Origin of the sequence: Nostoc sp. 'Peltigera membranacea cyanobiont' 232 (genome assembly GCF_002245985.1) — a bacterium.
Classification (GTDB): domain Bacteria; phylum Cyanobacteriota; class Cyanobacteriia; order Cyanobacteriales; family Nostocaceae; genus Nostoc.
Genome location: NZ_NOLK01000011.1, coordinates 57,688 through 82,408 on the forward strand (window position 1 = coordinate 57,688; position 24,721 = coordinate 82,408).

The 24,721-nt window shown below is 41.3% G+C and carries 23 protein-coding genes, 1 tRNA gene and 1 other RNA gene; 11 read left to right on the forward strand and 14 right to left on the reverse strand.

Annotation, left to right across the window (positions count from 1 at the left end):
* Positions 1–269 precede the first annotated feature (269 nt).
* From CDG79_RS05885 to CDG79_RS05910, 5 genes are all read right to left on the reverse strand, one after another.
* Complete coding sequence (locus tag CDG79_RS05885; protein WP_094341304.1) at positions 270–1,259, reverse strand: hypothetical protein; 990 nt, start codon at positions 1,257–1,259, stop codon at positions 270–272.
* Between the two features lie 197 nt (positions 1,260–1,456).
* Positions 1,457–2,890, reverse strand: coding sequence for a vWA domain-containing protein (locus tag CDG79_RS05890; protein WP_094341305.1), 1,434 nt, complete (start codon positions 2,888–2,890; stop codon positions 1,457–1,459).
* A gap of 546 nt (positions 2,891–3,436) precedes the next feature.
* Positions 3,437–3,505, reverse strand: a tRNA-Phe gene (locus CDG79_RS05900).
* A 32-nt stretch (positions 3,506–3,537) separates the two neighbouring features.
* Positions 3,538–4,260, reverse strand: coding sequence for a hypothetical protein (locus tag CDG79_RS05905; RefSeq protein ID WP_094341307.1), 723 nt, complete (start codon positions 4,258–4,260; stop codon positions 3,538–3,540).
* Positions 4,261–5,113: 853 nt separating this feature from the next.
* Positions 5,114–5,314 carry a hypothetical protein gene (locus CDG79_RS05910; protein ID WP_094341308.1) on the reverse strand — a complete coding sequence of 67 codons (201 nt, stop codon included), beginning with the start codon at positions 5,312–5,314 and terminating at the stop codon, positions 5,114–5,116.
* A gap of 108 nt (positions 5,315–5,422) precedes the next feature.
* Between CDG79_RS05910 and CDG79_RS44720 the strand changes: the two genes are divergently transcribed.
* Positions 5,423–5,548 carry a hypothetical protein gene (locus CDG79_RS44720; protein WP_258169459.1) on the forward strand — a complete coding sequence of 42 codons (126 nt, stop codon included), beginning with the start codon at positions 5,423–5,425 and terminating at the stop codon, positions 5,546–5,548.
* A 98-nt stretch (positions 5,549–5,646) separates the two neighbouring features.
* Here CDG79_RS44720 and ssrA read toward each other — a convergent pair.
* The 3 genes from ssrA to CDG79_RS05920 all read right to left on the reverse strand — a co-directional run bounded on the left by ssrA (position 5,647) and on the right by CDG79_RS05920 (position 7,610).
* Positions 5,647–5,730: a transfer-messenger RNA gene (gene ssrA, locus CDG79_RS41975) on the reverse strand.
* Positions 5,731–6,329: 599 nt separating this feature from the next.
* Positions 6,330–6,995: a prolyl oligopeptidase family serine peptidase gene (locus CDG79_RS05915; RefSeq protein WP_094341309.1), complete on the reverse strand. Its 666-nt coding sequence runs from the start codon at positions 6,993–6,995 to the stop codon at positions 6,330–6,332.
* A 297-nt stretch (positions 6,996–7,292) separates the two neighbouring features.
* A complete protein-coding gene (locus tag CDG79_RS05920) occupies positions 7,293–7,610 on the reverse strand; it encodes a hypothetical protein (protein ID WP_094341310.1) in 318 nt (105 codons plus the stop codon).
* A gap of 253 nt (positions 7,611–7,863) precedes the next feature.
* Here CDG79_RS05920 and CDG79_RS05925 point away from each other — a divergent pair, with 253 nt between their 5' ends.
* The 4 genes from CDG79_RS05925 (at position 7,864) to CDG79_RS05940 (ending at position 11,635) form a co-directional block, all read left to right on the forward strand.
* Entirely contained in the window at positions 7,864–8,433 is a 570-nt protein-coding gene (locus CDG79_RS05925; protein WP_094341311.1) for a Rieske 2Fe-2S domain-containing protein, read from the forward strand.
* Positions 8,434–9,448: 1,015 nt separating this feature from the next.
* Complete coding sequence (locus tag CDG79_RS05930) at positions 9,449–10,102, forward strand: DUF2301 domain-containing membrane protein (RefSeq protein ID WP_094341312.1); 654 nt, start codon at positions 9,449–9,451, stop codon at positions 10,100–10,102.
* Entirely contained in the window at positions 10,102–10,791 is a 690-nt protein-coding gene (locus CDG79_RS05935; RefSeq protein ID WP_094341313.1) for an ElyC/SanA/YdcF family protein, read from the forward strand. The genes CDG79_RS05930 and CDG79_RS05935 overlap by 1 nt, the downstream gene beginning before the upstream one ends.
* 286 nt (positions 10,792–11,077) lie before the next feature.
* A complete protein-coding gene (locus CDG79_RS05940; RefSeq protein WP_094341314.1) occupies positions 11,078–11,635 on the forward strand; it encodes a metallophosphoesterase family protein in 558 nt (185 codons plus the stop codon).
* Positions 11,636–11,870: 235 nt separating this feature from the next.
* Here CDG79_RS05940 and CDG79_RS05945 read toward each other — a convergent pair whose 3' ends face one another.
* On the reverse strand, positions 11,871–12,980 hold the full coding sequence (locus CDG79_RS05945) for an alpha/beta hydrolase (RefSeq protein WP_223278024.1): 1,110 nt from the start codon (positions 12,978–12,980) through the stop codon (positions 11,871–11,873).
* A gap of 171 nt (positions 12,981–13,151) precedes the next feature.
* Between CDG79_RS05945 and dprA the strand changes: the two genes are divergently transcribed.
* Positions 13,152–14,270 carry a DNA-processing protein DprA gene (gene dprA / locus CDG79_RS05950; protein ID WP_094341339.1) on the forward strand — a complete coding sequence of 373 codons (1,119 nt, stop codon included), beginning with the start codon at positions 13,152–13,154 and terminating at the stop codon, positions 14,268–14,270.
* A 113-nt stretch (positions 14,271–14,383) separates the two neighbouring features.
* Here dprA and CDG79_RS05955 read toward each other — a convergent pair whose 3' ends face one another.
* Complete coding sequence (locus CDG79_RS05955) at positions 14,384–15,946, reverse strand: serine hydrolase (RefSeq protein ID WP_189524896.1); 1,563 nt, start codon at positions 15,944–15,946, stop codon at positions 14,384–14,386.
* Between the two features lie 174 nt (positions 15,947–16,120).
* A complete protein-coding gene (locus CDG79_RS05960; protein ID WP_094341317.1) occupies positions 16,121–16,861 on the reverse strand; it encodes an RNA methyltransferase in 741 nt (246 codons plus the stop codon).
* 167 nt (positions 16,862–17,028) lie between these two features.
* On the opposite strand from CDG79_RS05960, the gene CDG79_RS05965 reads away from it, so the two are divergent.
* The 5 genes from CDG79_RS05965 to CDG79_RS05985 all read left to right on the forward strand — a co-directional run bounded on the left by CDG79_RS05965 (position 17,029) and on the right by CDG79_RS05985 (position 22,983).
* The gene (locus CDG79_RS05965; RefSeq protein ID WP_094341318.1) at positions 17,029–18,021 is read left to right on the forward strand and encodes an ABC transporter ATP-binding protein; all 993 of its coding nucleotides are present in this window, start codon (positions 17,029–17,031) and stop codon (positions 18,019–18,021) included.
* Complete coding sequence (locus tag CDG79_RS05970; RefSeq protein ID WP_094341319.1) at positions 18,018–18,836, forward strand: ABC transporter permease; 819 nt, start codon at positions 18,018–18,020, stop codon at positions 18,834–18,836. Before CDG79_RS05965 ends, CDG79_RS05970 begins: the two co-directional genes overlap by 4 nt.
* 130 nt (positions 18,837–18,966) lie before the next feature.
* Complete coding sequence (locus tag CDG79_RS05975) at positions 18,967–19,713, forward strand: ABC transporter permease (protein ID WP_223278025.1); 747 nt, start codon at positions 18,967–18,969, stop codon at positions 19,711–19,713.
* A 99-nt stretch (positions 19,714–19,812) separates the two neighbouring features.
* Positions 19,813–22,347, forward strand: coding sequence for a penicillin acylase family protein (locus CDG79_RS05980; RefSeq protein ID WP_094341340.1), 2,535 nt, complete (start codon positions 19,813–19,815; stop codon positions 22,345–22,347).
* A 192-nt stretch (positions 22,348–22,539) separates the two neighbouring features.
* Positions 22,540–22,983 (forward strand): hypothetical protein, encoded by a 444-nt coding sequence (locus CDG79_RS05985; protein ID WP_094341321.1) that lies wholly within the window; start codon positions 22,540–22,542, stop codon positions 22,981–22,983.
* A gap of 37 nt (positions 22,984–23,020) precedes the next feature.
* Here CDG79_RS05985 and CDG79_RS05990 read toward each other — a convergent pair whose 3' ends face one another.
* The 3 genes from CDG79_RS05990 to CDG79_RS06000 form a co-directional block, all read right to left on the reverse strand.
* On the reverse strand, positions 23,021–23,704 hold the full coding sequence (locus tag CDG79_RS05990; RefSeq protein WP_094341322.1) for a class I SAM-dependent methyltransferase: 684 nt from the start codon (positions 23,702–23,704) through the stop codon (positions 23,021–23,023).
* Entirely contained in the window at positions 23,701–24,033 is a 333-nt protein-coding gene (locus CDG79_RS05995) for a low molecular weight protein tyrosine phosphatase family protein (protein ID WP_094341323.1), read from the reverse strand. The genes CDG79_RS05990 and CDG79_RS05995 overlap by 4 nt, the downstream gene beginning before the upstream one ends.
* Before the next feature lie 134 nt (positions 24,034–24,167).
* The gene (locus tag CDG79_RS06000) at positions 24,168–24,545 is read right to left on the reverse strand and encodes a hypothetical protein (RefSeq protein ID WP_094341324.1); all 378 of its coding nucleotides are present in this window, start codon (positions 24,543–24,545) and stop codon (positions 24,168–24,170) included.
* Positions 24,546–24,721 lie beyond the last annotated feature (176 nt).

A 24,721-nucleotide genomic window follows, 5' to 3' on the forward strand; every position in this document is an offset into this window, starting at 1 on the left:
ATGTAGGCTCCAAGAGTTGGGGCACGCAGGATATTAATATAATACAATATACTACATAAAATTGGAAGAGATGAAAAGAGGGATTTTGGAGTAGAGCGATCGCTATTACTTCATACGCCATCTTCATGTCGCTCATCAGTATCACCTGCTTGGGTTGAGCGATTGCTAAAAAACCTCGCTTTTATTGGGTCAAAGGTAGTGAAACTCAACCTACAATTATTTTATCTTCACTATTCAGCTTGTTTAGCAACCATATTTCAATAGATTCTTTAAATTAGCTTCTTTATTTCTGCTTCGATATAATCAATGGCAGTTACTGCTCCTTGATATGCCTTAAAAGCCTCTTCTCTTGTTACTCGATTATATCCTTCATGTATTACTTTGTTTCGCAAAAGATAGCAGTCATCATACCAAGTTTTGAGTTCTTGCTGATGGAGGGTTTGCCATCCATTTGGAGGATTATTAAACCAAACAACACTACTATATCCAGAATTAATGAGTTGTGAAGACAATATTCCCTGTAGTCTTTTAAGCTTATTATATAAATCTAAGCGTTCAGACCTATTAAAGTTTTGGTCTAAATGGGAGATGATTTCGGGTAAAAAACTTTCAAAAGCTGTGTTAGCTTCAACAGGAGCAAGCCGGTATTGTCCTCGCCAAATATAATTTCGAGCAGAATTGATTAGATCCCTATATATGGGGATAGAAGTTTCATTCCTGAGCATTACTTGAATATTATTAATTATCTCAGCTTCCCTTTCAACCGCTGTTCCAAAACCAGTTCTATGAAAAGCAGGTCTTATTATAGCAAAGTCCCCTACTTCGTTAAACTGTTCATCAATAGCTACAAGCCGAAAATTGTATAAATCTGATTTTACTAACGGAATTACATGAAACGATTTATCCCCTAATCTATTCTTATCTTGATCTCTGTATACTTCCAAAAACCTATTAACACATGATAAGGACATTTGGATATAAAGTGCTTCATTATCACAAAATGCATTTTTCCAATTTGTGCAACTTATATCTATATCCTCGTCAATTACAACTGAAAATTTGGTTCTTCCTGCATAACCAAAAATATCATGCGAGATTTCTATGTTTTTTCCGTGTACTTGTATACCTTCACTCAAAATAGCTGGAGGAACAGGAACTGATTGGACAATAAATATTTTGCTTTCTAGTTTTACTTCAAAGAATTCCTCAGACACATACACTCTAAAAGGAGCAATAAACTCAACTCTAGGTTTTATCATAAGTCACTATATCTTTAATTACTAATGAAAGAATTGGACAATTCCCAGATGTGAAGAGACATAATTGTACTTACGCAAAAAACCTTTCAAACTCTTATAACTCTGTGTTCTCTGTGGTTAGTTTTTCTATGACCTGTGCGTAAGCCCTCGCTATATCAGGATGCGTTAGAAACAACCATAACGCACCCTGATTTATTCTACTTATCTATCCTTACAGGCAACGGCATATCCAAAATCTCCATCAGCAAATCCAGACGAGAGGGGCGCGTCAGGAGTGGAACGATGTTCGGCAAACTGTAGTAGTCACCGGCGAAAGTGAACGTATCTACAGGTGCTTGCTGCTGCTTCAATTGACTCTCCACCCAGTTGTAATGAGTACCTACGCGGACAATCACCACATTGGGCATTATCGCCAACTCCCGGCAGTAGTTCTTGTAGACTTCACCGAAGTAAGGAGCAGCATTTTCGCCCTCATCCGTCACTAAGATAATCTGGTCAACTACCTGCTTCTTCTTCCGCATTGCTTCCAATGCACAGCCGATGCTAGTACCACCACCAGCGTTGATGTGCTGGAAGGCACGCTCCCAGTCGGTCAACTCCTTGCCCTTTGCCGTAACAGCGTAAGGAATGGTGTCAAAGGCGTAGACAAACAGTTCTGCCTTAGTGATACCAGAGATTAGGGCAGCGAGTTGCAAACCCGTCGCGATCGCATTTTCCATTGAACCAGACTTATCCACCAATAAAGCAGTTGGACGAGCGATCGCACCACGCCGCTTTACCTGTTCGTTTGTCACCTTTTCCAGTTGGGCAACGGTGTCTGCGTCAAAATCTCCTGCGTCTGCGGCAACTTGTGCTTTAAATGCTGAGACACGGGTACTCTTAGACGCTGCTTCCAGCTTGGAATCAATCAACTTCTTGACTTCTGGATGATCCATTGCACCTCTAGTCTGGAGAGACTTGAGGTTGTTGATCGCTTCTTGAGGAGTCATGCTGTTGATTAACGCCACCAACACAACTGGGGTAAGTTGCACGATCGCACCAACTGCGATCGTATAGGGAATTTTGAACTCCACAATCAGCCGCGCCTGTTCTGCGGCATTTTCTGCCTTAGCAAGCTGCTTCAGCACATCTGCCAAGGAACCCTCTGGAGGAGTATCGCCAAACAGAATCGCATTTGCCCGTTCATTTGGCTTAATGTGCAGTGAAGCATATAAGTGCTTCATTGCCTTACGACCTCGCAAAGCGGCGCGATCGAACAGAGCCGGATTGCTCTCCCGTACCTTCAAATAACGCCGTACCGCAGTCCGAGCGGAACGAGGCAGCTTATTTTGCTGCTGCTTCATGAAGTCCACCACACGAGCCACCTGATAGGGCGGAAACTCTTGCAGCATCATAAATCCAGCATCTCGGTGTTCAATCAAATTGCTGGTTAGTAAATGAGCGAGGAATACTTCTTTATGGTCGCGGACATCGCCATGACGCTGATACCAGACTGCTAAATGTCCGTAGAAAAGGGGATCGAGTTCAACAATTAACTGGTGAATTTCTGCGACTTGCTCAAGTTTGCGGTGAGGAGTTGTCAGCAAACTATTGAGCATTTCCAGACGCAAATCGCGTTCTGCGGTATTCATGGGAACCTCCTTTAGGAATTTTGGATTTTGGATTTTAGATTTTGAATTGCAATCTAAAATCCGAAATTGAAGGAGGCAGATGTTGCACGCGGAGCGATAAAGTCACCGCGCAAGTTGTAGAAGCATTGAGTATAACTTTTGCAAAATTATGTAAGCTTCTGCGATCGGGGCGCGGCAACAACTGCCAGTTTTGATGTAAATCGAAATCGTTAGTACTACTCCCTAAAAGTAGTAGCTGCGTAAGCTACCATCATATCTGCCACTATTGCGACAGCATTTCTTGAAAGCAGCGACCAGAACCACAAAGACAAAGGTCATTGTTACCAAGCTTTTCTTGTAGTTCCTTGTCGCCATGAACAAGGCGATGGCCACGTTTAACAGCTTTTTCAGATGGGAAGCCACGACGACGTTTGCTCAATGATTCAAAAGCAGAAATCGTCGAAATCTTCAGGCTCGATGTTGAAAGAATTAATCTTTTTCATCATTCTCACCTCCATATTTAAATGAAATAAGATCGCTTCGTGCAAGTCGAAAAAGCTGTTGATTCACACACGGGATTTGAACCCGTAGTTGCTTGATCTTCAGTCAAGTGCCTTACCATTCGGCTAGTATGTAAGCTTTTTCAGTTAGGGCACGAAGTGAAAATTTTAGTTTTTAGAAAGTTGATTTAAAATAAACCGAATTTCTTTCTTGTTACACTGCTTTTTACTAACAGCGTAAATCATTCGACCTGTATATGCCACAGAACAATGAATTATACCTTTGACAGCATCCGTCACATAATGAGTGGGTGGCGATGGCAAATCTTCAAAGGTAATTAAATACCAAATCTCATTTAGCTTCTGGTATTCATGATAATTATCAATGATGAGAATATCGGTTTGTTCCGGCTTTTGCTTCTGCTTTCGAGGTACTTTCTCGACTGCACAAAGAATTCCGGTTTCAGGATGGATATAGAAGCGATCGCGGTGGTTTGTATTTAGCTGTATTCCATACCCTTGGTAAGGCTTGCTGTAAAAACCACCATCAATTATTTCCACATGCCGTTCAACGTAGTCCCACACATGATCGATAACATGCTGTCCTGCCATTGTGTTGGGATTTAATCGTTGACACAGTTGGCTGTAAACCTCATTCCAAGGCTGTCCGACTTGCGATCGCAAAAACCGACGTAGCGGGCCGAGATGATCCGAAAGATACTTGGATTTATTTATAGGTTTAATCAGGTAAGGATTCAACAATCCATCCTGAATCGCATCCTCGGTGATTTTGTATAATTGCTTCTTAAAGCCAGTCACCTTTTTGAGGCTAATTCTCCTACCACCGCGAGGACGCTCAATCACAATCTCGCTCAAACGATGTTCGCTCATATCTCACGTTGTTTAAATGCAGTTGTTCTAATTGAATTGTTATTAAACATGAGTTAGCTAACATCATTGAACTCCCCTCCGTATTGAGTAAAGGTTATATAGGATTACTATTTGATTTTTGAACGAAATTAGGTATTGTAGAGGAGCCAGTGCGTTGCGGAGGTTCCCTCCGTTGTAGCAACTGGCGTTGTGTTAGAACGGAGTTCGTAACGCACGATTATCAAGGGTTTGATGCCGTACTCTCCGTGCTAACACATCCTACGGATATTTTCAGAAATCAAACCGGATTCCTATAGATAAATCCAATTTAAATAATTGGAATTCCGCACAAGTTAGCAAAGCAGTTTTCACAGTTGCCTATACCAGTTTGGCTACGCTCCCATCAGAGGGAGCGACAGGAGTTGAACCTGCATTCCGTTGCCGGATGTGTGTAAGCTTCACAAGTTAGGGCGCGGAATAAAGGATTAATACCAATTCGTAATGAAGAAAGTCAGATTTAATCTGCGTTTTCAGATTTCAATTTGTATCTTTCTTTTTGCAGACTTGTATAAATTAATCCGTGCAAGTTTGAGAAGCTTTTTACAGCTTATGGCCGCTCTTACCAAATATTGGCAGTGGGCACGTATCTTAAATCTGCAAGAGACTTACAATACTTGACTTGCTCGATCGCTCGAATTTCGCTACCTTAGGGCCATTTTTAATGTGTATGTATGCTTCTTCTGTTGGGGCACGGATAACTAGTACCGCAAGGCGGAATTCAAAATTCAAAATTCAAAATTCAAAATGAATACAGCGTAAGCCTTTCGTTGATTTTAAATGGTAGCTTTATTTACGCCGTGGTGTACTAGGTACTTCAACCATAGACAGCTTCAGGGCGGACGATCAGATCGCCACTAGGACGGCGATCGATTACGTAAGCAGAAAGGCGATCGCTATTCACATCTAAATGTCGAGCAACACGCTCCTTCACCGCCACATCATTCATCCCTACTGCAATTCCCAATTGGGTTTTTGGCACATCAACAGAACGTCCTTCAAATCGAATATGAACCATTGCAATCACCTCTTGCTGTAATTACGAATTACGAATTATAAATTCGTATTAGTGGATCTGATCGGGATTGAACCGATACCCTCCCTGTGAGAGTTACACTCACACCTCATGCAAGTTGAAAAAGCTGTGGTAACACCGCAGGAATTGAACCTGCACCTTATCGTTTTAGAGACGATCGCTCTACCATTGAGCAAGTATGTAAGCTTTTTCTGTCAGGGCACAAGTGACATCTAGGAACTCTACCGTTAGAGCTACAGACCCAAGTTTGTATAATTGCGATGCTCTCAATCTTGCGAAGGAAGCGTCTACACAACTTCAACCGCAGTCAAGTTTGGTGGAGCCGTCGGGAATCGAACCCGAATCCTGCAACCGTCCGTTTGTTGGCTTCGGAGCAGTCGAACACCAATCGCGGCCCCAAAAGTGGCATCTATGCAATTGTCAAGCTTCTGAGAGGTTTTAGTTTTGCCTTTTGAGGAGGCTTTTATTTTTCATGCTACATTTGTAGTATATATCCGACATTATGTCAAGAGGGTACTACAAATTTCGCAGTTCAATGCGTGTCAATTAGATTAGATCCCAATACAGTCTAGTTAAAAATAATTGTTGGGTTTAACGAACGCGCACAGCATTCCGAGGGAAGTAAAATCCAATAAATGCCTGAAAATGTTGGGTTTCGTTCCTCAAACGCCACTTCTCCCTTGGCGCTAGCCTCTCCCTTTGGGAGAAAGAGAAAAGCTGTGCGTAGCTTGCTTTTCTATCGGGAAGTCGGAAACCTCTTCAAAACTAAGGTTTAATCGGCACAAATTCATATTTACCAGTGCCAGGTATTTGTTGAACTTTAACTAAGAGCTACGTGAGTTTACCAAAAAATTTTTAATATTTTTACAGAATTTTATAAAGTTTAAGTAAAAATATGTATATTTAACGCTCTGCTCAGAAAGCGCACTATTAATCCTAATACAACTCAAGATTCTAATTTAATTTAAAGGGTATTCCAATGCAGAGAAAACTATCTCTAACCCACAGTCTGCCGCCAATGTTGTAAAAACCACTCATACAATTCTGGGTTATTATATGTCTGCGTCCATGAGTCGTGATTGGCTTCTGGGTAAACTGTAAATTTTACATTCCCGTCATGGACTTTGAGTGCAGAAACCATAATTTCTGACTCACTTAAGGGAACGACATTATCTTTGGCTCCGTGAAATGCCCACACAGGAAGATTTTTCAACTTACCTGCTGCTTGTGGATTACCACCACCACAAATAGGCGCGATCGCAGCAAATCGTTCTGGCTGTGCTGCTGCTAAATGCCATGTTCCATAGCCACCCATGCTTAAGCCGGTCAGGTAAACCCGATCTGGATCGACAGCACAGGATGCAATAACCTCATCTAGAAGGGTACTCAATCGCTCTATATTCCAATATTCACGGCGCGGACATTGGGGAGAAATGACAATGAAGGGAAAATCCGACTGTTGTTCTACAACCTTGGCGACACCGTGCTTTCTGACATCATCTAAGTCAGAACCTCGCTGACCCGCACCGTGTAAAAATAAGATTGTTGGTAAAAGTGCCTGTTGTATTTCGTTGCGATCGCCATCTGGGTGCAGTCCATCTGGTAAAAATAGCAGGTAGTTATAGCTGTCAGTAGAAGTAACGTGTCGTTGTAGTGGCGGCATAACATTAAAAAACTTTGTTAGTTCAACGTCTATAAACAGCTATTTTATAACTTGGTCGCTATGTTGCTTACTGTTCGGTATAAGTTTCTGCTTAGGCGTTCGTGCAACTACTCCGCAGGAGGATAGCCTTGCAAAAAAATGGATAAAGTCGAGCTTAGTATTTCTGACATCTACCATTACGTTTATATTTTGATTGTGTCATGAATAGACTAACTCGATCCAAAAAGACAGATACGGGGACGCAAAGAAATAACTCTCCGTGTCCCCGTGTCCCCGTGTCTCTTCAATGAGTGACTACTACCAAATCCGATTTCCATTTTCGTCAACTCGTGCTTGCCGAATTACGTCGGAAATTTCTTCAGCATCTTTAATGTGGTGGAGTGCCTTCTTTTCTCCGTTAGGTTCATCCACAACGAAGTAAGTCGGGACTGTGATTCTATCGCCTGTAATATCTGGTACATCATCAACAGCTTTCTGTTGAGCTTTTTCTTCAACAGATTGAGACTCATCAGCAATCTTATCTCCAGGATTTGCAGTTAAGTTTCTTTCCTTCACATTGGGTTCTTCGCTAGAATGCCAATCTTTACTCACTGGTTGATTATTCTCAGTTGTCATAGCTTTTTCAGGTATTAAACAATGTATCTTTACCAATAACACTGTAGAAAATCCCAGATACAAGGTGTTCTTTCTCTAGAGAGACTTTGAGAATAGATTTGACAAGAACACTTCTTAAGTTAGATATTTTTTGTTGGCATTACTATTTAGTCCTAAATACGGTATTCTTACCGCTCAACAACTTAAAAACGAAAAATGATTCTAAGCGATTGCACCGTAATATGTTAGTAGACCTTTCTTGGTAAATCGGGTCATGAAAGAAAATTTTTCTACAAATGCCAAAATTCCAGCTAGTATAAAAACGCGCCGCGATTTTTTAACTTATACGCTAGGTGGTACAGCAGCATCATTAGCGATCGGATATCTATTTCCCAAAGTCAGCCAAGGTCATGAGATCAGCCTAGAAACCCTTTGCTCTCTGTATCCAAAGAATTCGCGCTGTCAAAATTATCTTCCCGGATCTCTAGCACGAGACAAAGACGGTAAAGAAATTCAGGCTAATGCATTATTGACAACCGCAAAGCCTGGAATTCCGATTCTTGTAAAAGGCTTACCAGACAAGAGCGTTGATTATCTGATCGTTCAAGACGGGCCAAAGATTGCTGAGTATGCTATCAATCCAACTTGTACCCATTTAGGATGTACAGTTGAGTGGAATCTTGAGAAGAATCACTTTATTTGTCCTTGTCATGGATCTCAATACGATTCTCAGGGTCGAGTCGTTCATGGCCCAGCCAAACGTTCTTTACCACTTATCACTGTAGTAGTCAAGCAAAACCAAGTTAGTCTAGTCGATCGCAAACCTGCTGTAGATCCTCGTTAACCTATACTACTATCAAATTAGATTAGATAATGCCACCATACTTTTTCAGCACGGATGAGCAAGTTTTGAACCACCCCACCGCTTATGCGGATGGGGATTCCTGACATCTCGTGATGACAGTGGGACATTCAAGTGTCCCTCTAGACCCTCAAACTAACACCCCCATCGATTGGCGTAAGAATTGGGCTTACTTTTGTGTGGTTTGGATTTGCTTTCAGAGTCCATCACTAAGCCAGATAGGTACGCTCGGCATTCTGATATTGCTTGTCAGTTGTTTAGGCTTGCTGCTTTTAAGCAGTAGTGACTTACTGTGCCGGAATCTCACCGCAAACGTGAATGCTTCAACACGTAGACAGATGCTCATACTCACTTTTCTATTTTAACATTCAAAGGTAATTGTCTACTTCGCTTCGCTCCGTAGACCGCAATAATCCCCAAGCGTATTGCATGGGGTTTTCCGCGAATCTTGATAAATTAGAGTTGTTGCTAAATAAGACCTAAAAGGGTCTACACTTTTGCAACTCTTTAGACAAATGCGATCGCTCATCTGGCTTTTAACTATGGTGTTATCTGATTGCCAATTTTTTTATGCACTAAATTTAAAATTTGTCAATTTCTAATGTCTACGACTAAAGTCAAATTTTACAATCAAGTCCTCAGCTAAACTAGAGACTATACAAACCGTTGTTAATTACTAGTACATGCTAGCGGAGGTTTGCCTACCTTTAACGAGAAGATTTTACCCCTTGTTAGTCTGGTTAATTGAGATGGTAGCTAGGATTTCCGCCGTGATGAGACTAGTTGCTATGTCTTTCGCTCTCCAAGGAAATCCAGTCAAACGGTAGAGATAACTCGTCCGCTAACATGTATATCAAGTCAACCGATACTACAAAAGTGACCTAAAAATTTTGGCATTGTGACACTTAAGTTAGTTTCCTTGCCCATAATAATAAAAGTAAGCTTTCAGGAATTTCCCGTTGTACTCTATTAGTAAATCGTAACAATATTTTTAACTATGACTACGCAAACACTATCTTCACCAGAAGTTTATCAAGGTCAGTTTGGGGAATTTACAATTACTCAGAGCGATCGCACTAGCGTGATTATCTACCGTGCCGGCTTAATGGTAGCAGCACTGAGCTTTGCTATCGGTAGCGGTTTGGTTTTGTTCAACAATAACCCGATTGTAACTGCACTTACACCTTTATATGCTTGTTTTAGTCTCGCTCTTGGTGTAAGTTTATTTACCATTCATATCTACATGGCATCACTGCATCGAATGTTGCAAATTTTTTGGGCTATCGGTAGTATAGCGTCAGTGATTCTGGCAATCTCTAATACTGAACCTTTAGCTCTGACTGTTTACAATCAGCCTCTCACCTTATTTGGAGTTGGTTTTATTTTCGTTGCTTTGACAGGGATTTATTTTAAAGAGGCTTTTTGCTTCAATCGTTTGGAAACCAAAGTATTAACCCTAATAGTACCGCTACTGTTGTTAGGACATTTGGTGGGAATTTTACCAGTTCAGGGTGAAAGTGTTTTATTAGGAATTTGGGCAACGTTGTTTTTGGTATTTGCCTTGAGAAAGACAGTGCAAGCAATTCCTGCTGATATTGGAGATAAGTCTGTATTTACTTACTTAAAAGAACAACGTTTAGCTAAGGTTTAATGCAGGCAAAAAATCGTCGGTGTCAAAAATTTCCAAAAATCAAACTAATAAAACGCCAAGAAATGTGGACACTTACGGCTCAGGGGTGGGCGATTGCGATCGCTTTGATTGCTTACTTAATATTTTTCACTATCACTCATGTACACTCATTTCTCGCCGTGACTTCCCCGATCAAATCAGCAGAAATATTAGTTGTTGAAGGATGGCTACCAGATTATGCCATCCAACAAGCTTTGACTGAATTTAAAAACGGTTCTTATCGTCTAGTAATTACCACGGGAGGCTCAATAGAAAAAGGAAATTATCTTAGCGAATACAAAAACTTTGCAGAAGTATCAGCTGCCACCTTTGAGAAACTCGGTTTAGAATCGGAGAAGGTGGTAGCTGTTCCTACACCTATGGTAATTAAGGATCGTAGTTATGCATCTGCTGCCGAGTTCGATCGCTGGCTATCTAATTCAAATTTAAAGCTACAATCAATTAATCTTTTTTCTTTGGACGTTCACACTCGTAGAAGTTGGTTGCTGTTCAGAAAACTACTCAGCCCTAAAGTGAAAGTTGGTGCGATCGCTGCTGAAACACAAGATTACGATCCAAGCAAATGGTGGGATTCTAGCCAAGGCGTGCGGACAATTATTGATGAAGGCGTCGCTTATATTTATGCGCGGTTTTTGAATTGGAAAGCCTAAAAGTAATAATTCATAGTTCATAATTTGGCTGCGTTATTAGCGAAAAATGGATAAAGTTGAGCTATCCTCCCAGGAGTTAACTTTACAATTTTTCAAAAATACCCTAAGAGGATGTTTGAAAAGTCCTCTTGCTGGTATCAAAAGTCTTAGATCCCTCTAAATCTCCCGATAAATTGGGAGACTTTGATTCCGATTCCCCCCTTTTTAAGGGGGGTTAGGGGGGATCTAAAAGTGTCTAAAGTTACAGCGAAATACTTTTCAAACAACCTCTAACAAAACAGGTTCAATGATGATTTGGTTTACTGCTGATACTCATTTCGGGCATAAAAAAATCTTAGAGTACACAGAAAGACCGTTTTCTTCTGTTGAGGAGATGGATGAAGCATTAATTGAGAACTGGAACAGCAAAGTCTCTGCTGATGATGAAGTGTATCATGTAGGAGATGTTGGACTGTGTTCTCCTCAGAAATTACAGAAAATTCTTCAACGGCTTAACGGTAAAATATATCTAATTCGTGGCAATCACGATAAAGCAGCCGAAGCTTGTAAAGACCGTTTTGAGTGGATCAAAGATTATTACGAGTTGACAATGCCAGATTCGGAGGCATATCAAGGCAGACAATTAATCGTTCTGTTGCACTATGCTATGAGAGTTTGGCAAGCTTCTCACTACGGTACTTGTCATCTTTACGGACACTCACATGGTCAATTACCTGACGATTCCACGTCTTTATCTTTTGATGTGGGGGTAGATTGCCATAATTATGCACCCATAAATTACAATGATGTTAAACGTATTTTAAAGACAAAAAACTGGACACCTCCCCAACTGAGGGGAGATTAGGTAAAGGGATTGGGTGCAAAATGGAAAAATTATAATGCAGGCTTTTACCCATTACCAATTTTTAAACAACTTTTTCCTACTATCCAGAAGGACGTTTTTAGCTAACGCCACGACCATTTAAAGAAATTAAGATGGATTGGGGCGAATGGATTAGACCTCCGATTAATTCGTCAACAGTTAATTCTATTCGCCCAATCATCTCTAAAATTTTTAGCAATTATTTAGGATAGCTATATTACTTTTGCAGAATTTGTAATAATGCTTGTCGATAAATTTTTAGCCCCTCTGCATTCAGATGGTCGCCATCACTTGTCAAATTTTCTTTAAGAACATTATTTTCATACAAGGGTGCTAGTCCTGCTGCTTCAACCGGCACTTTTTCTGTCTCAGCAACTTGATTAATCAGAACATTAATTTGTTCGACTCTAGGAAGTGGGGCTGCTAAAGTTGGATCTAAGCTGGCTGCAACTGTTGAATAAAAAGCTGGAATCAGAAAAATCTCTTTATTTCCCATTGTTCTTACAAGTGCGATCGCCGCTTGCAGGTTTTTGCTAAACAACTCATCACTAATTCCATACCAAGCATCGTTTCCACCGATGGCAATAATGGCTTTTTCACATTTCACCTTGGTAGGAATTAAACTTTTAAGTTGCTCCACTAAAGAGATTGTACTCAGACCATTTAAGCCAAAATTAAAAGTGCCATTCCCAAGAGTATTGCCAAGTTCAGCCGAAACAGAATCGCCAAATAAGCAACCTGAGAACTGTTTATCTTGAGCAGCAAGTATCTGATATTGCAGTGCAATTTGCCCTAACGGTGAAGAACTTACGTCGTCTTTCGGTGGTGCGCTAGCAGAACCAGAAGATAAATTGGCCATGCTGACTAGCTGGGAAATTTTTGATACGTCAAAGACGAGTTGATTACTAGGATAGGCTTCTAGAAAGCTGGTTATTCCTAAACCTTCTGGTGATTTGGCTCCTAAGATAATAGCAGATCGTAGCGCTTGGATACTGCCTCGATCGCTACGGGCGATCGCAGAACGTGTCGGAAAGACAGTCGCTTGGGAAACAAAAGATAAAATTTGCTTGCCCATTCCTGTATCGATCAGCTTATCTAAAGCCGCAATATCAAGCGACATTTTCACCTGAAGAGCATCTTGAAACTTCTGTTTATCTTTAGCGCTGAAGTAACCTAAAAAAGATTTTAGATCGCCAGAAACCTTTTGTGTCTCGCCATAGTTGCGTATATCTGCTACTGGGATCGATTGCTCAAACAATCCGTACCTGACAGTAACTTTTTCGGCTGCTAAACTAGGCAACAAATCAAAACAACTATGTAGCAGCAAAAATATTAAGCACCCAGATAGGCTTATTAGAAGACGATAGAAATATTTCATCACAGAAGATCAAAAAATAATACTCAATAGTTAATAGTCAAGAGTCAAAAGTCAAGGGGAATTAGGGATTAAGGATTGGGGATTGGGAATACTCAATCCAGTAGGAGTGAGGATGGAATGGTGGTAGAAGAAGGCGCATATTGGCTAGCTTGGACGCAAATTTCGGGAATTGGCCCGGTATTGCTGCGACGGATGCAACAGCATTTTGGCACGCTGGCAACAGCTTGGAACGCTACCAAGTTACAGTTAGGAGAGGTAGAAGGTTTGGGTTTTCAGACACTAGAAAAAGTAGTACAACAGCGATCGCGTTTGCACCCAGAACAACTTTTCACCAAGCACCAGCAGGAAAACCCCAATTTCTGGACACCAGCAGATGCAGATTATCCTCGTTTACTGCTGGAAACTCCCAGTCCTCCACCGATTTTATACTATCGTGGTGAAGTCGAACTCCAAGAAAATCTCGGACAAAAACCGATGGTTGGAATTGTCGGCACTCGCCAACCCTCAGAATATGGTATTCGTTGGACTCGCCAAATTAGTACAGCTTTGGCTAAAAATGGCTTTACGGTTGTTTCTGGGATGGCAGAGGGAATTGACACAGAAAGCCACATCGCCGCCATGAAAGCAGGTGGACGGACGATCGCAGTTTTAGGAACTGGTGTAGATGTCATCTATCCACATAAAAATCGGGATTTGTACAAGCAAATTTTGACAGATGGGTTAGTCGTAAGTGAGTACCCCACCAAAACCCCACCCAATCGCACGCACTTCCCCCGTCGCAACCGCATTATTGCAGGCTTAAGCCGCGCCATCCTGGTAATGGAAGCACCGATTAAATCTGGTGCCTTAATTACTGCTACCTACGCCAATGAATTTGGCAGAGATGTATATGCATTACCTGGGAGACTGGACGATTATCCATCCCAAGGGTGCTTAAAGTTACTAAGCCAGGGAGCTTCTTTCATTCTTAAGGAACTAGATGAACTATTAACAATGCTGGGAGCAATCCCACAAATTGATGGAATTGAGGCTTCTACAGTGCCAGAACAGTTAAGTTTACCAACTTTATCACCAGAATTGCAAAGAGTAATGGAGGCACTCACAAGCGATCCTTTACCCTTCGATTTTATTGTTCAACAAACCGGCATGGCTGCTGGTTCAGTTTCCAGTGCTTTGTTACAGTTGGAACTTATGGGTTTAGTTTCGCAACTGCCAGGAATGCGATATCAAAAAAGTTAAGAGTTAAAAGACAACAGCATTGTTTAGCTTTGTTTTTAGCAATCTAGCGATCGCATTTATGGCATAGGGATTTCAAGCCAAATTAAAATCAAACTGTCGTTTTTAATTATGAATTATCTTGGTGGATAATACTGGGGATTCATAACTGGAGATTGATAACCGTTTGTAGGTACAGTACTTCCTATACCGTTGGGTGGAGAACTGACAACAGGAGGCTGATAAATGTTCATGGGCACTGTGCCTGTTGTACCGTTGGGTAAAGCAGGATTCGCAACCTGGGGCTGATAACCATTTGTGGGTATAATGCTTGTCGGACTATTGGATGCGGCAGCATTCTGGCTAAATTCTTCGTAGGCAGCACGAGAAATTGAGCTAATCAATTTTTCGGCGCGAGGATCGTTTTCGGGGCGTTGTACCATGACAGAGGCTATATAACGCTTGCCAGTTGGAACAACAATTAAACCTGTGTCTGCCAACATTGTGCCGATATCACCCGTTTTGTGGTATGCTCTTGCGCCTGTTCCCAAACCTGATGGTAGGAGAGTATTTTTCTCGGTACGACGCAAGATATCGAGCATGAGATCGCGTGATGGCACACTGACTAAATTCCCCTGACTCACAATCGCCATCAAATTCCCTAGTTCCTTGGGACTGGTGGTGTTTGTCCCTTGCAAATCTGGGAGTTGATTACGAATTGTTGTGGTTGTCAATCCCCAACTGCGGAAACGCTGGTTTAACGCCTCTATCCCTCCCAGTTTGGCAATCAGCATATTTGTCGCCGTGTTGTCGCTGATTGTAATCATTTTAGTGACGACTTCCAGAGCGGCGTACTGGGTTCCGGCTGGTTTGTATTGCAGATTTCCCGAACCGCCAGCTATTGAATCCTGTTGCATGGTCAGCATTTCATCCAGGCGAATTTTCCCCGCGTCCACATCCTGGAAAAAGGCAATCAGAATCGGCACTTTAATCGTGCTAGCTGCCGGAAAACTGGTAGAACTATTGACATCTACATAATTACCAGTATCCAAATCTACCAAGAAAACGCCGGGTGTAAGATTTGGGTTGGTGGTGGCCAAATTTTGCACGGCATTTTTCAAAGAGGTAATTTCCTGGGATAGGTATAGGCTGGAAGCGGCGGCTGGGGGAGTTTGGGCTGGTTGCGGCTGCGATCGCACATTACTATTAGATTGGGGCGCAGAAGTGGTGCTGATGCGATTCGCTGGGTCTAATACTGATAACACAGTGCCCACAATTGCACCCATCCCAACACCCACAATCAATAACCGCACAATATACAATATAGTTTTCGCCATTGGCTTTAACCGCGTCTTCCGCGATGAGCGCCTACCTGTTTTTGGCTTTTCCATCCGCACAGCTTTAACCATCACAGCACCTGGTCGGAAAGGAGGAATTTTCCCCTTCACAGTAGGTATTGGTTTGACTGCTGTTGGCATGACTAACCCCGATTTTACCCTCCGTGTAGCACCAGGCGTTGGGGGAGGACTGATGCGATTTTTTGGGCGTGCTAGCGCTGCTTCTCGTCCATTCGTAGCTTGTTGCTGGCTGTTAGCTTTAACTTTCTTTTGTGCCACTTTTTGAACTTTTTGTGGACGTTGGCGGCGATTTAAGGGTTGTCGCCGCGAGAAAGCTGTTAGTTCGTCACTTGACTCTGACACAGTTACTCCTTGTGACCGACTTGACTGTTTTCTTGCAGACTCCTGACCCAAAACTTAATCTTTAAGCAATATTAATACTCAAATTCCACTTTGCCACTAAGTAGCATTTTTGTGTTTACTTTAAGCCATATTAAATATTTTGGGGGGATGATTGCGTATATATTAAACGAATAATTACAAGTTTTCACCATCCCTTTGGTTTTTCAGGGCCCATTCTACCTGCTGTAAAATTCCTCGGAGCATGGCTACTTCCCCACTTTTCAGGTGAGCGCGATTATATAGCTGGCGAAATTTTCCCATGCGACTAGCTGCCGTATGGGGATACACATAACCAATTTTCAGTAATAGTGATTCTAATTGCTGGTAGTATCCTTCCACAACATCTAAGGGTGCGAGTTCAGTTTGGGGTAAGGTCTGAATGTCAGCTTGCTGGGCGCATTGTGACAATTCATAACAACAGATTGCTACGGCGGTAGCCAAATTTAGGGCTACATAATCTTGACTTGTGGGAATACCAACAAACCTCTGGGCATAATTTAATTCTTCATTGCTTAATCCCCGGTCTTCCCTGCCAAAAATCAGGGCTGCGGGTTTTTCTGGTTCCTCAAGTAACCAGGGTAGTGCGGTGCGGGGATTTTCTAAAGGTGTTTCTAGACTCCGAACGCGACCGGTAGTAGCGATCGCCCGTACACATCCATGCAATGCTTCTGGTAAGGTCGCCACTAATTCCGCAGATTCGATAATTTCCTGAGCATGAACAGCCATCATCAAAGCTTCCGTCGATAGCGGATCGCATTGGGGGTTCACTAATACTAAATTATATAGCCCGAAATTTTTCATTACCCTGGCGATCGCGCCGATATTTATCGGCCCAGCTGGTTCTACCAACACAATTCTTAATCCAGCCAAGCCCATTTTTTGCCTCCTGCGATCGTACCAATAAGATATTTTTAGATTAATTTTCAGCGTTGTGGTTCTGCTGAAGAGCTTCCTTTAAATTATTTTAGCTGTGTCAGGTCTGGGTTAGTAGATGTATTCTAAGTAAAAAAACACTTCTGCAAGCGATAACAGACTAGGAAAATATGTCTCACATTATTGTCGAAAATCTGAGGAAGACTTTCTTTGTATCTGAACGTTCTTCTGGGCTTTTCGGTTCAATACGAGGGCTTGTGCAGCGAAAAACAAGAGTTGTTTATGCTCTCAAAGGAGTTTCGTTTTCTGTAGAACGGGGAGAACTTGTAGGATACATTGGCCCAAATGGAGCAGGTAAATCGACTACTATTAAAATTCTCAGCGGTATTCTCGTACCTTCTAGTGGAAAATGCATAATTGGCGGTCGAACTCCTTGGAAAGATAGAATTAAGCACGTTAATCGTATCGGTGTAGTGTTTGGTCAAAGAACACAACTCTGGTGGGATTTGCCAGTGATTGAGTCTTTTGATTTGCTGCGGGATATTTATCGCGTTCCCCAATCAGAGTATCGCCAGACACGCGAAGAAATGATTGATTTGCTTGGTCTTGGAAACTTTCTCTCGACTCCGGTGAGACAGTTAAGCCTTGGTCAAAGGATGCGATGTGATTTTGCAGCAGCCATGCTTCACAGACCTGAAATTCTTTTTCTTGATGAACCTACCATCGGGCTTGATGCAGTTTCCAAGCTTGCAGTCAGAAAATTTATCAAAGCGCTGAATAAAACTCATCAAGTAACCACCATCCTGACTACCCATGATATGGATGATATCGAAGCATTGTGCGATCGCATAATTATTATTGGTGGAGGTGAAATCCTTTGTGATGGAACTTTAGCAGCACTGCGTTCTCAAGTTTCCTCACGTCGGTACTTAAGAATCGACCTAGCAAACGATGATTTCTTCTTTGAGCAAGAAGGAGTCAGTATTATCTCTAAAGAAGGTCGCACTGTAACTCTTGCTTTCGATCCTATAAAGCTTTCTGCTGCGTCTTTGATTAGCCAAGTTACCTCGCAACACGAAGTAGAGGATCTTTTTGTAGAAAATCCACCCATTGAAGAGATAGTTGCTGAACTTTATGCAAATTCAGCAGAAATTTTCGCATGAAAGCATATTGGTCACTGTTTGTTGCTAGATTTGCACTACTGTTGCAATACCGTACTGCTGCTTTAGCAGGCGTTGTAACTCAGCTTTTTTGGGGGTTAGTGAAAGTAATGGTTTTACAAGCATTCTTTACTCATACAACCTCTGCTCAACCTATCACTTTTCAACAAGCTGTAGGCTATATATGGCTAGGACAGGCATTTCTGATGGCGATTGTCCCTTGGGGAGGTGATAGAGATATTCAAGAACTCATCCGAACTGGTGCCGTAGGATACGATCTTCTCCGACCCACAGACCTTTATAATTTTTGGTTTACTCGCGCCTTGGCACTTCGCATAGCGCCCCTAATACTTCGTGCTATTCCGCTTCTTTGTGTCACAAGTTTTATTTTTCCCATTTTTGGGCTTGATGAATGGTCGCTTTCTGTTCCACCCACCTTTGCTTCTTTTCTTGCCTTTTTTCTCTCTTTTATTGACGCAATTTTCCTTTCGTCTGCATTGACAATGCTTCTTACTGTATCAATGATGTGGACAATTTCTGGTGAGGGAATTAATAATGTTCTACCCACCCTTATTATTGTCTTGTCTGGAATGATTGTTCCTTTGCCACTTTTTCCTGAGTGGAGCAAACCTTTTTTGAATGCACTTCCTTTTTCAGGACTAATCGACAAACCTTTTCGTCTTTTTACTGGTAATCTTCAACCAAATGCCCTGTTTAATATTTTGTTGCATCAAACTTTTTGGATAATTATCATTATTATCCTTGGGCGTGTCATTGTGAAACATGGCATCAAAAAGCTTGTAATTCAGGGTGGATGAGTAAATAATTCGGAATATTTTTCAAACAGGAAGCTAGATTAGCTAATTGATTTCGAGTCAAAATAAAAAAGCGACTATGAACGATTTTTTGCTTTACCTTCGATATATTTCTGTATCTTTCAAGTCGCAAATGCAATACAAAGTTTCCTTCTGGCTGCAAATTATAGGGCAACTTATAGGAACTGCTGTTGAATTTTTTGGAGTCTGGGCACTTTTTACTCGTTTTAATAGTATTGGTACGTGGACTTTGAATGAAGTTGCTCTCTTTTATGGAATAATCAATATTTCTTTCGCTTGTGCGGATGCCCTTGGAAAAGGTTTTGACTCATTTACAACAATAATTAAAAGTGGAGATTTCGACCGTTTACTTCTTCGTCCCCGCACTACAGCACTTCAACTTTTAGGTAAAGAATTTACTTTGAAACGAATCGGAAGATTTTCTCAAGGAATAGTTGTTATGGGGTGGTCAATTTCATCTCTTCACATCCCTTTAACTTTTAAAAATTTATGGCTTTTGGGCACTTCATTTCTTGGTGGGGTTGCACTCTTTGTTGGCATTGTCATTATGCAAGCAACCCTCACATTCTGGACTATTGAATCTCTCGAAATTATGAATATCCTTACTTATGGAGGAGTCGAAACAGGTCAGTACCCTCTTTCAATTTATAGCAAGTGGTTTCAGCGATTCTTTACGTTCTTGATACCCCTTGCTTGCGTCAGTTATTTTCCTTTGCTTGCAGTACTTGAAAAAGAAAATGTTTTTTTAGTGCCTTTGTGGTTTTGCTATGTTTCGCCAATCGCAGGCATTCTGTTTTTGATGGTTGCGCTGAAGCTTTGGAACATAGGAGAGCGATACTATTGTTCTACTGGCAGCTAAACAAAATTTTAAATGGGCAGATCGCACTTTTCTGAAGATTCTGATTAAATACCTTGTAATATTGCCTGATTTTACTAAACAATGCCACGGGAAGCTCAAATGAAAAACTCCAGGAAAGGTTGGTTAGGTAAAAGACTTAAAATTACTCTGATTTTCCTGTTAGTGCTGGGGCTATTGTTAGCGGGATTCGCCACATACACTGTGCGTCAATCCTTTGCTCAAGAGAGTGGCACAATTCAACTACCTGAACTCAAAGCGGAAGTAACTGTCCAACGCGATAAATGGGGAATTCCCCACATTTATGCTGCCAACTCCCACGATTTATTTATGGCGCAAGGTTATATCCACGCCCAAGATCGTTTTTGGCAAATGGATTTTTGGCGACACATCGGTTCTGGGCGACTCTCAGAAATGTTTGGTTCCTCTCAGGTTGACACTGACAGATATCTGCGAACAATGGGTTGGGCAAGGGTGGCGCAGCAAGAAATTCAAGAAATTAATGCAGAGATGAAGGCATATCTGGAAGCATACTCAGATGGTGTCAATGCCTATCTGAAAGAGCATCAAGGCAGCGCCCTGAGTCTAGAATATGCTGTGTTAAAATTCCTCAATCCTAAGTATAAGCCAGAACCTTGGCAAATATTGCACTCCCTAACTTGGGGGAAGGTAATGGCTTACGATTTGGGTACAAATTTTCAGAGTGAAGTTGAACGTGCCATCCTGCTTAAAACCCTTACTCCCGCTCAAGTTGAGGAACTTTATCCACCGTATCCTCAAGATTTGCCAGCGATTTTACCTGAGTTCCAGAAAGGGAAAACAGGAGAGGATGAAAATTCTGATGATACGCCATTCACTGCCTTTGATATTCAGGAGGGAATAGAGTCAATTACCAAGCCGATGATGGCTTTGGAACAACTCATCGGGCCAACGGGAATAGGTATTGGTTCCAATAACTGGGTAATATCTGGCGATCGCACAGATACAGGTAAGCCAATTTTAGCAAACGATCCCCACTTAGGTGTGCAAATACCCTCTATCTGGTATGAGGTTGGTTTGCATTGTATATCTAAGAGTGCAGAATGTCCTTACAACGTTACTGGCTTTTCCTTTGCGGGAATGATTGGCGTAATTATTGGTCATAGCGATCGCATTGCTTGGGGTGTAACTAATGTACTATCTGATGTAATGGATTTATACATTGAGAAAATCAATCCCAATAATCCCAATCAGTATGAGGTAAATGGCAAATGGGTTGACATGAAACTCCTGCAAGAGACGATTCAAGTTGCCGGAAGTCAACCAATTGTCCAAACGGTTCGCTATACCCGACACGGGCCGATTCTCTCTGATGTTTCGCCCAATCTGAAGGAGTTCCAACCAAGTCAGCCGTTAGAAATACCCCAAAACTACGCCGTAGCCCTGCGCTGGACAGCCCTAGAACCTTCTAAACTAGCGGATGCCATTCCCCAAATAAATCGCGCCCAAAACTGGCAAGAATTCCGCACTGCTGCGAGAAATTATGATGTCCCGGCTCAAAATTTGGTCTACGCCGATATTGATGGCAATATTGGCTACCAAATGCCTGGTAAATTCCCCATCCGAGCTAAGGGAAAGGGGCGTTATCCCGTTCCCGGTTGGACGGATGCTTATGAGTGGCAAGGCTATATTGACTTTGAGAAGTTACCCAAAAGTTTCAATCCATCTCAAGGTTATATTGCTACTGCTAATAATTTAGTTATGCGTAAATATCCTTACTTAATTACCGCAGACTGGGTTTATGGCTATCGGGCGAAGCGCATCGTTGAAATGATTTCAGAACAAACGGAACCGATTTCTGTGGAAGATGTGCAGCAAATACAAGGTGACGATCGCAATCTCAATGCCCAAATATTAGTACCGCTACTGCAATCGATCGCTGTTGAGACTCCCCACTTGCAAGCAGCCCAAAAACTTCTCCGAGATTGGAATTTGCAATTGGGAATGACATTACCTGCTGCTGCCTTGTTTGAAGTATTCTGGAAACGCTTGCTAGCAGATACTTTTCACGATCAGTTGCCTGAGAAGTACTTTCCCAATGGGGGCGATCGCTGGTATGCTGTGGTAGCAAATTTGGTAAAACAGCCTAATAGTTCTTGGTGGGATAATCGCAACACCCCAAAAGTTGAGAACCGCGACGAAATTTTGCAGCAATCCTTTACAGAAGCCGTGGATGAACTAGAACGGGTTCAAAGCAAAGATCCGAAAAACTGGAATTGGGGCAAACTACATACTGTTACTTTTCGGAATGCCACATTGGGTAAATCTGGGGTTGCACCGATTGAAGCTTTATTTAATCGTGGTGCATTTGCTACGGCTGGTAACGGCGAAACAGTGAATGCTAACCGATGGAGAGCAAATAAATCCTTTGAGGTGACAGATATTCCTTCTCTGCGGATGATTGTAGATTTGGGAAATTTGGATAACTCAGTCGCGATTCATACACCTGGACAATCAGGACATGCTTTCCATAACCACTACAACGATATGGTTGACTCTTGGCGCAAGATTGAATACCACCCTATGTTGTGGGAGCAAAAGAAGGTTACTGCTAGTACTGCTGCGACATTGAAGTTAGTTCCAAAATTGGGAGTGTAAAGCGCAACCCGACTATAGAATGTTAAATTTTGCTACTTAAGTGTAATTACATACACATTGTGGTCAAAATGAAGTATAAAGTAACAGGGCAACAGAAATTAAGATTCTTTTTAGTTAGAAAAAAGCATTTTCGCTGGCCATTTATTTCTGCTGTCCAACTTTCCCGAAACATAGTTGGAGATAATAGAACAAATGCAACGTGTATTTAAACAAAGTTTTATGCTTTCAGTCACTACTGCGATCGCATTATTATTTGCAGGTTGCGGAGAAAGTAAGGTTGCCCAATGTAATAAAGTTATCAAGGTTGCGAATCAGGCATCTACTCTAGGTCAGGAATTCGGTAAAAATCCCAATCCGGCCAAAGGTTCTAAAGCTTTAACTGAACTTGCTGGTAAGATAGATCCACTTGCCCAAGAGATGAAAACCCTCGAAATTAAGGATGAGAAGTTGCAAGGTTTTCAAGGACGCTTTATCACACTCTATCAGAACATTAGCAAGCAATTGAATAATGCAGCAGGCGCTATAGATAAAAAGAATATACCAGCAGCACAGGGCTTTTTGGTATCTCTGAAACAAAGTAGTACCGAAGAAAGTTCAATAGTTAGCGAAATTAATAGCTACTGTTCTGGTAAATAATCAATTCTGCATGGAATCTCGATCAAAAATATACTGGTTAAATAGTTGGTCGATAACCACCGAAAACAGCAAAGCTAAAATTTTTATACCAACAATCCACATTTTGAAACCCAGCCGCTTCTAGCCAGCGAAGTTGAATATCAAGAGTTGCCATGCGATCGTATTCCATGCGTTTTTGTGCAGCTTTGAGATCCTCTTCTAATATACCGTTAGCGCGGATAGAGTCTAACCAGTGTTGGCGATAAAGTTCTTCTAAATCAGCAGTTTTGCCGAGAATTTGGTCGGCATTGACAAATATTCCACCAGGTTTGAGGACATCATAAATCCGTTGATAAAGAAGTTCTTTGTCGAAATCAGAAAGATGGTGAATCGATAAGGCAGAGATTATAAGGTCGTAGGAATCACCCAAATCGGTCTCAATGTAGTCACCAATTAAGATTTGGGGAGATTTACCCATTTTGCTAAATCTAAACTTAGCTTTCTCTAGCATCTCAGGGGCTAAGTCTAGTAAGGTAAACTCTGCATTGGGGAAGACTGACTGAACCATACCTGAGTAAAGTCCAGTACCAGCACCCAAATCTAGAACTTTAAGCGGTGCAGTCCAATCGCCTGGGATGATTTCAACGGCTGTTTTATAAAAGTCATCAAAACAGGGAATTAGAATCCGACGTAAGTTATCATAATCTCCGGCGGCAGAATTAAAAGCTTCTTGAATATTCATTGTTTAATTTTTAATATTGGTAGAACTTTCTGTTTTAACAACTCAATTAAAGCTGGTTCCATATACTCATAGTCATCAGGTATATCTAAACAAATGATTTTTTTATCTTTAAGAAATGGCTGAAAATTTTTTGATAGCTTGCTTTTATGGGATTTTTCCATCACAAAGATCGTATCAGCCCATTGAATAGCTTCTGTTGATAATGGTACTTGAGCATAGCGGTCTAAACCTGCCGACTCTGTTTCAATTCCTTCATATTCTGAAAACACAGCCTCGGCGGTGGGGCTTCGCAATTTATTCTGGCTACAGATAAATAAGAGCTTTTTCATTGATTAATATGTAATATTTACTATTTCTCTTATTAGTTTCATGAATTCTGTCCTCGCCTGATTATCTGAGGTCTTTCTAATCCTATAAAGTGTTTGTCCAGCCAATGCCAAAATCTTATCCTTATAACTATCTCTTAGTTTTTGCTCACTTCAGCACATATTTCCTGTTTAGGATAAAAGACAGCATAATTATATGCTTCAAGGAGTAAGCCTTTATTTCTATATATATTGACCAACTCAATAACGACTGTAATAGCTCTATCTTCTGTTAAACTATAAATTTTACCTTTATGAAGTAGAAATAGATTTTCTAATCCAGTTTCAATATCATCCTTTGCAATTACTTTATCTAATTCTCCAAAAAACTCATTTTCAAAAGTATTTACTGCTCTCTTAACTAATTCATCTGAAGAAGCAAATTTAGAATACTTATAAACAAGCTCCAATAACTCAGCCCATTGTTTACGGAATGTCAGTTGATAGATTTGCTCATAATCAACGTTTTCTGCCATATAATCTACTCTTAACAGAGGCATAATATCATGTCTGGATAAATACTTGTCATTACGAACGCAGCGATAGCGAAGTGAAGTAATCGCAGAGTCCGCAGCGATTGCTTCGTTCCACTCCGTTTCACTCGCAATGACATATCGTAAGTGATTAAGCGGACTTGGTATAACTTAATTAT

Coding starts and splice junctions, on each gene's coding strand:
- CDG79_RS05965 (WP_094341318.1), top strand. CDS start 17,029: ATGTCTCACATTATTGTCGAAAATCTGAGGAAGACTTTCTTTGTATCT.
- CDG79_RS05885 (WP_094341304.1), bottom strand. CDS start 1,259: ATGATAAAACCTAGAGTTGAGTTTATTGCTCCTTTTAGAGTGTATGTG.
- CDG79_RS05910 (WP_094341308.1), bottom strand. CDS start 5,314: ATGGTTCATATTCGATTTGAAGGACGTTCTGTTGATGTGCCAAAAACC.
- CDG79_RS05930 (WP_094341312.1), top strand. CDS start 9,449: ATGACTACGCAAACACTATCTTCACCAGAAGTTTATCAAGGTCAGTTT.
- CDG79_RS05990 (WP_094341322.1), bottom strand. CDS start 23,704: ATGAATATTCAAGAAGCTTTTAATTCTGCCGCCGGAGATTATGATAAC.
- CDG79_RS05905 (WP_094341307.1), bottom strand. CDS start 4,260: ATGAGCGAACATCGTTTGAGCGAGATTGTGATTGAGCGTCCTCGCGGT.
- CDG79_RS05995 (WP_094341323.1), bottom strand. CDS start 24,033: ATGAAAAAGCTCTTATTTATCTGTAGCCAGAATAAATTGCGAAGCCCC.
- CDG79_RS05935 (WP_094341313.1), top strand. CDS start 10,102: ATGCAGGCAAAAAATCGTCGGTGTCAAAAATTTCCAAAAATCAAACTA.
- CDG79_RS05915 (WP_094341309.1), bottom strand. CDS start 6,995: ATGCCGCCACTACAACGACACGTTACTTCTACTGACAGCTATAACTAC.
- CDG79_RS05970 (WP_094341319.1), top strand. CDS start 18,018: ATGAAAGCATATTGGTCACTGTTTGTTGCTAGATTTGCACTACTGTTG.
- CDG79_RS06000 (WP_094341324.1), bottom strand. CDS start 24,545: ATGGCAGAAAACGTTGATTATGAGCAAATCTATCAACTGACATTCCGT.
- CDG79_RS05940 (WP_094341314.1), top strand. CDS start 11,078: ATGATGATTTGGTTTACTGCTGATACTCATTTCGGGCATAAAAAAATC.
- CDG79_RS05960 (WP_094341317.1), bottom strand. CDS start 16,861: ATGGGCTTGGCTGGATTAAGAATTGTGTTGGTAGAACCAGCTGGGCCG.
- CDG79_RS05920 (WP_094341310.1), bottom strand. CDS start 7,610: ATGACAACTGAGAATAATCAACCAGTGAGTAAAGATTGGCATTCTAGC.
- CDG79_RS05985 (WP_094341321.1), top strand. CDS start 22,540: ATGCAACGTGTATTTAAACAAAGTTTTATGCTTTCAGTCACTACTGCG.
- CDG79_RS05975 (WP_223278025.1), top strand. CDS start 18,967: ATGCAATACAAAGTTTCCTTCTGGCTGCAAATTATAGGGCAACTTATA.
- CDG79_RS05890 (WP_094341305.1), bottom strand. CDS start 2,890: ATGAATACCGCAGAACGCGATTTGCGTCTGGAAATGCTCAATAGTTTG.
- CDG79_RS44720 (WP_258169459.1), top strand. CDS start 5,423: ATGCAAGTTGAAAAAGCTGTGGTAACACCGCAGGAATTGAACCTGCAC.
- CDG79_RS05925 (WP_094341311.1), top strand. CDS start 7,864: ATGAAAGAAAATTTTTCTACAAATGCCAAAATTCCAGCTAGTATAAAA.
- CDG79_RS05980 (WP_094341340.1), top strand. CDS start 19,813: ATGAAAAACTCCAGGAAAGGTTGGTTAGGTAAAAGACTTAAAATTACT.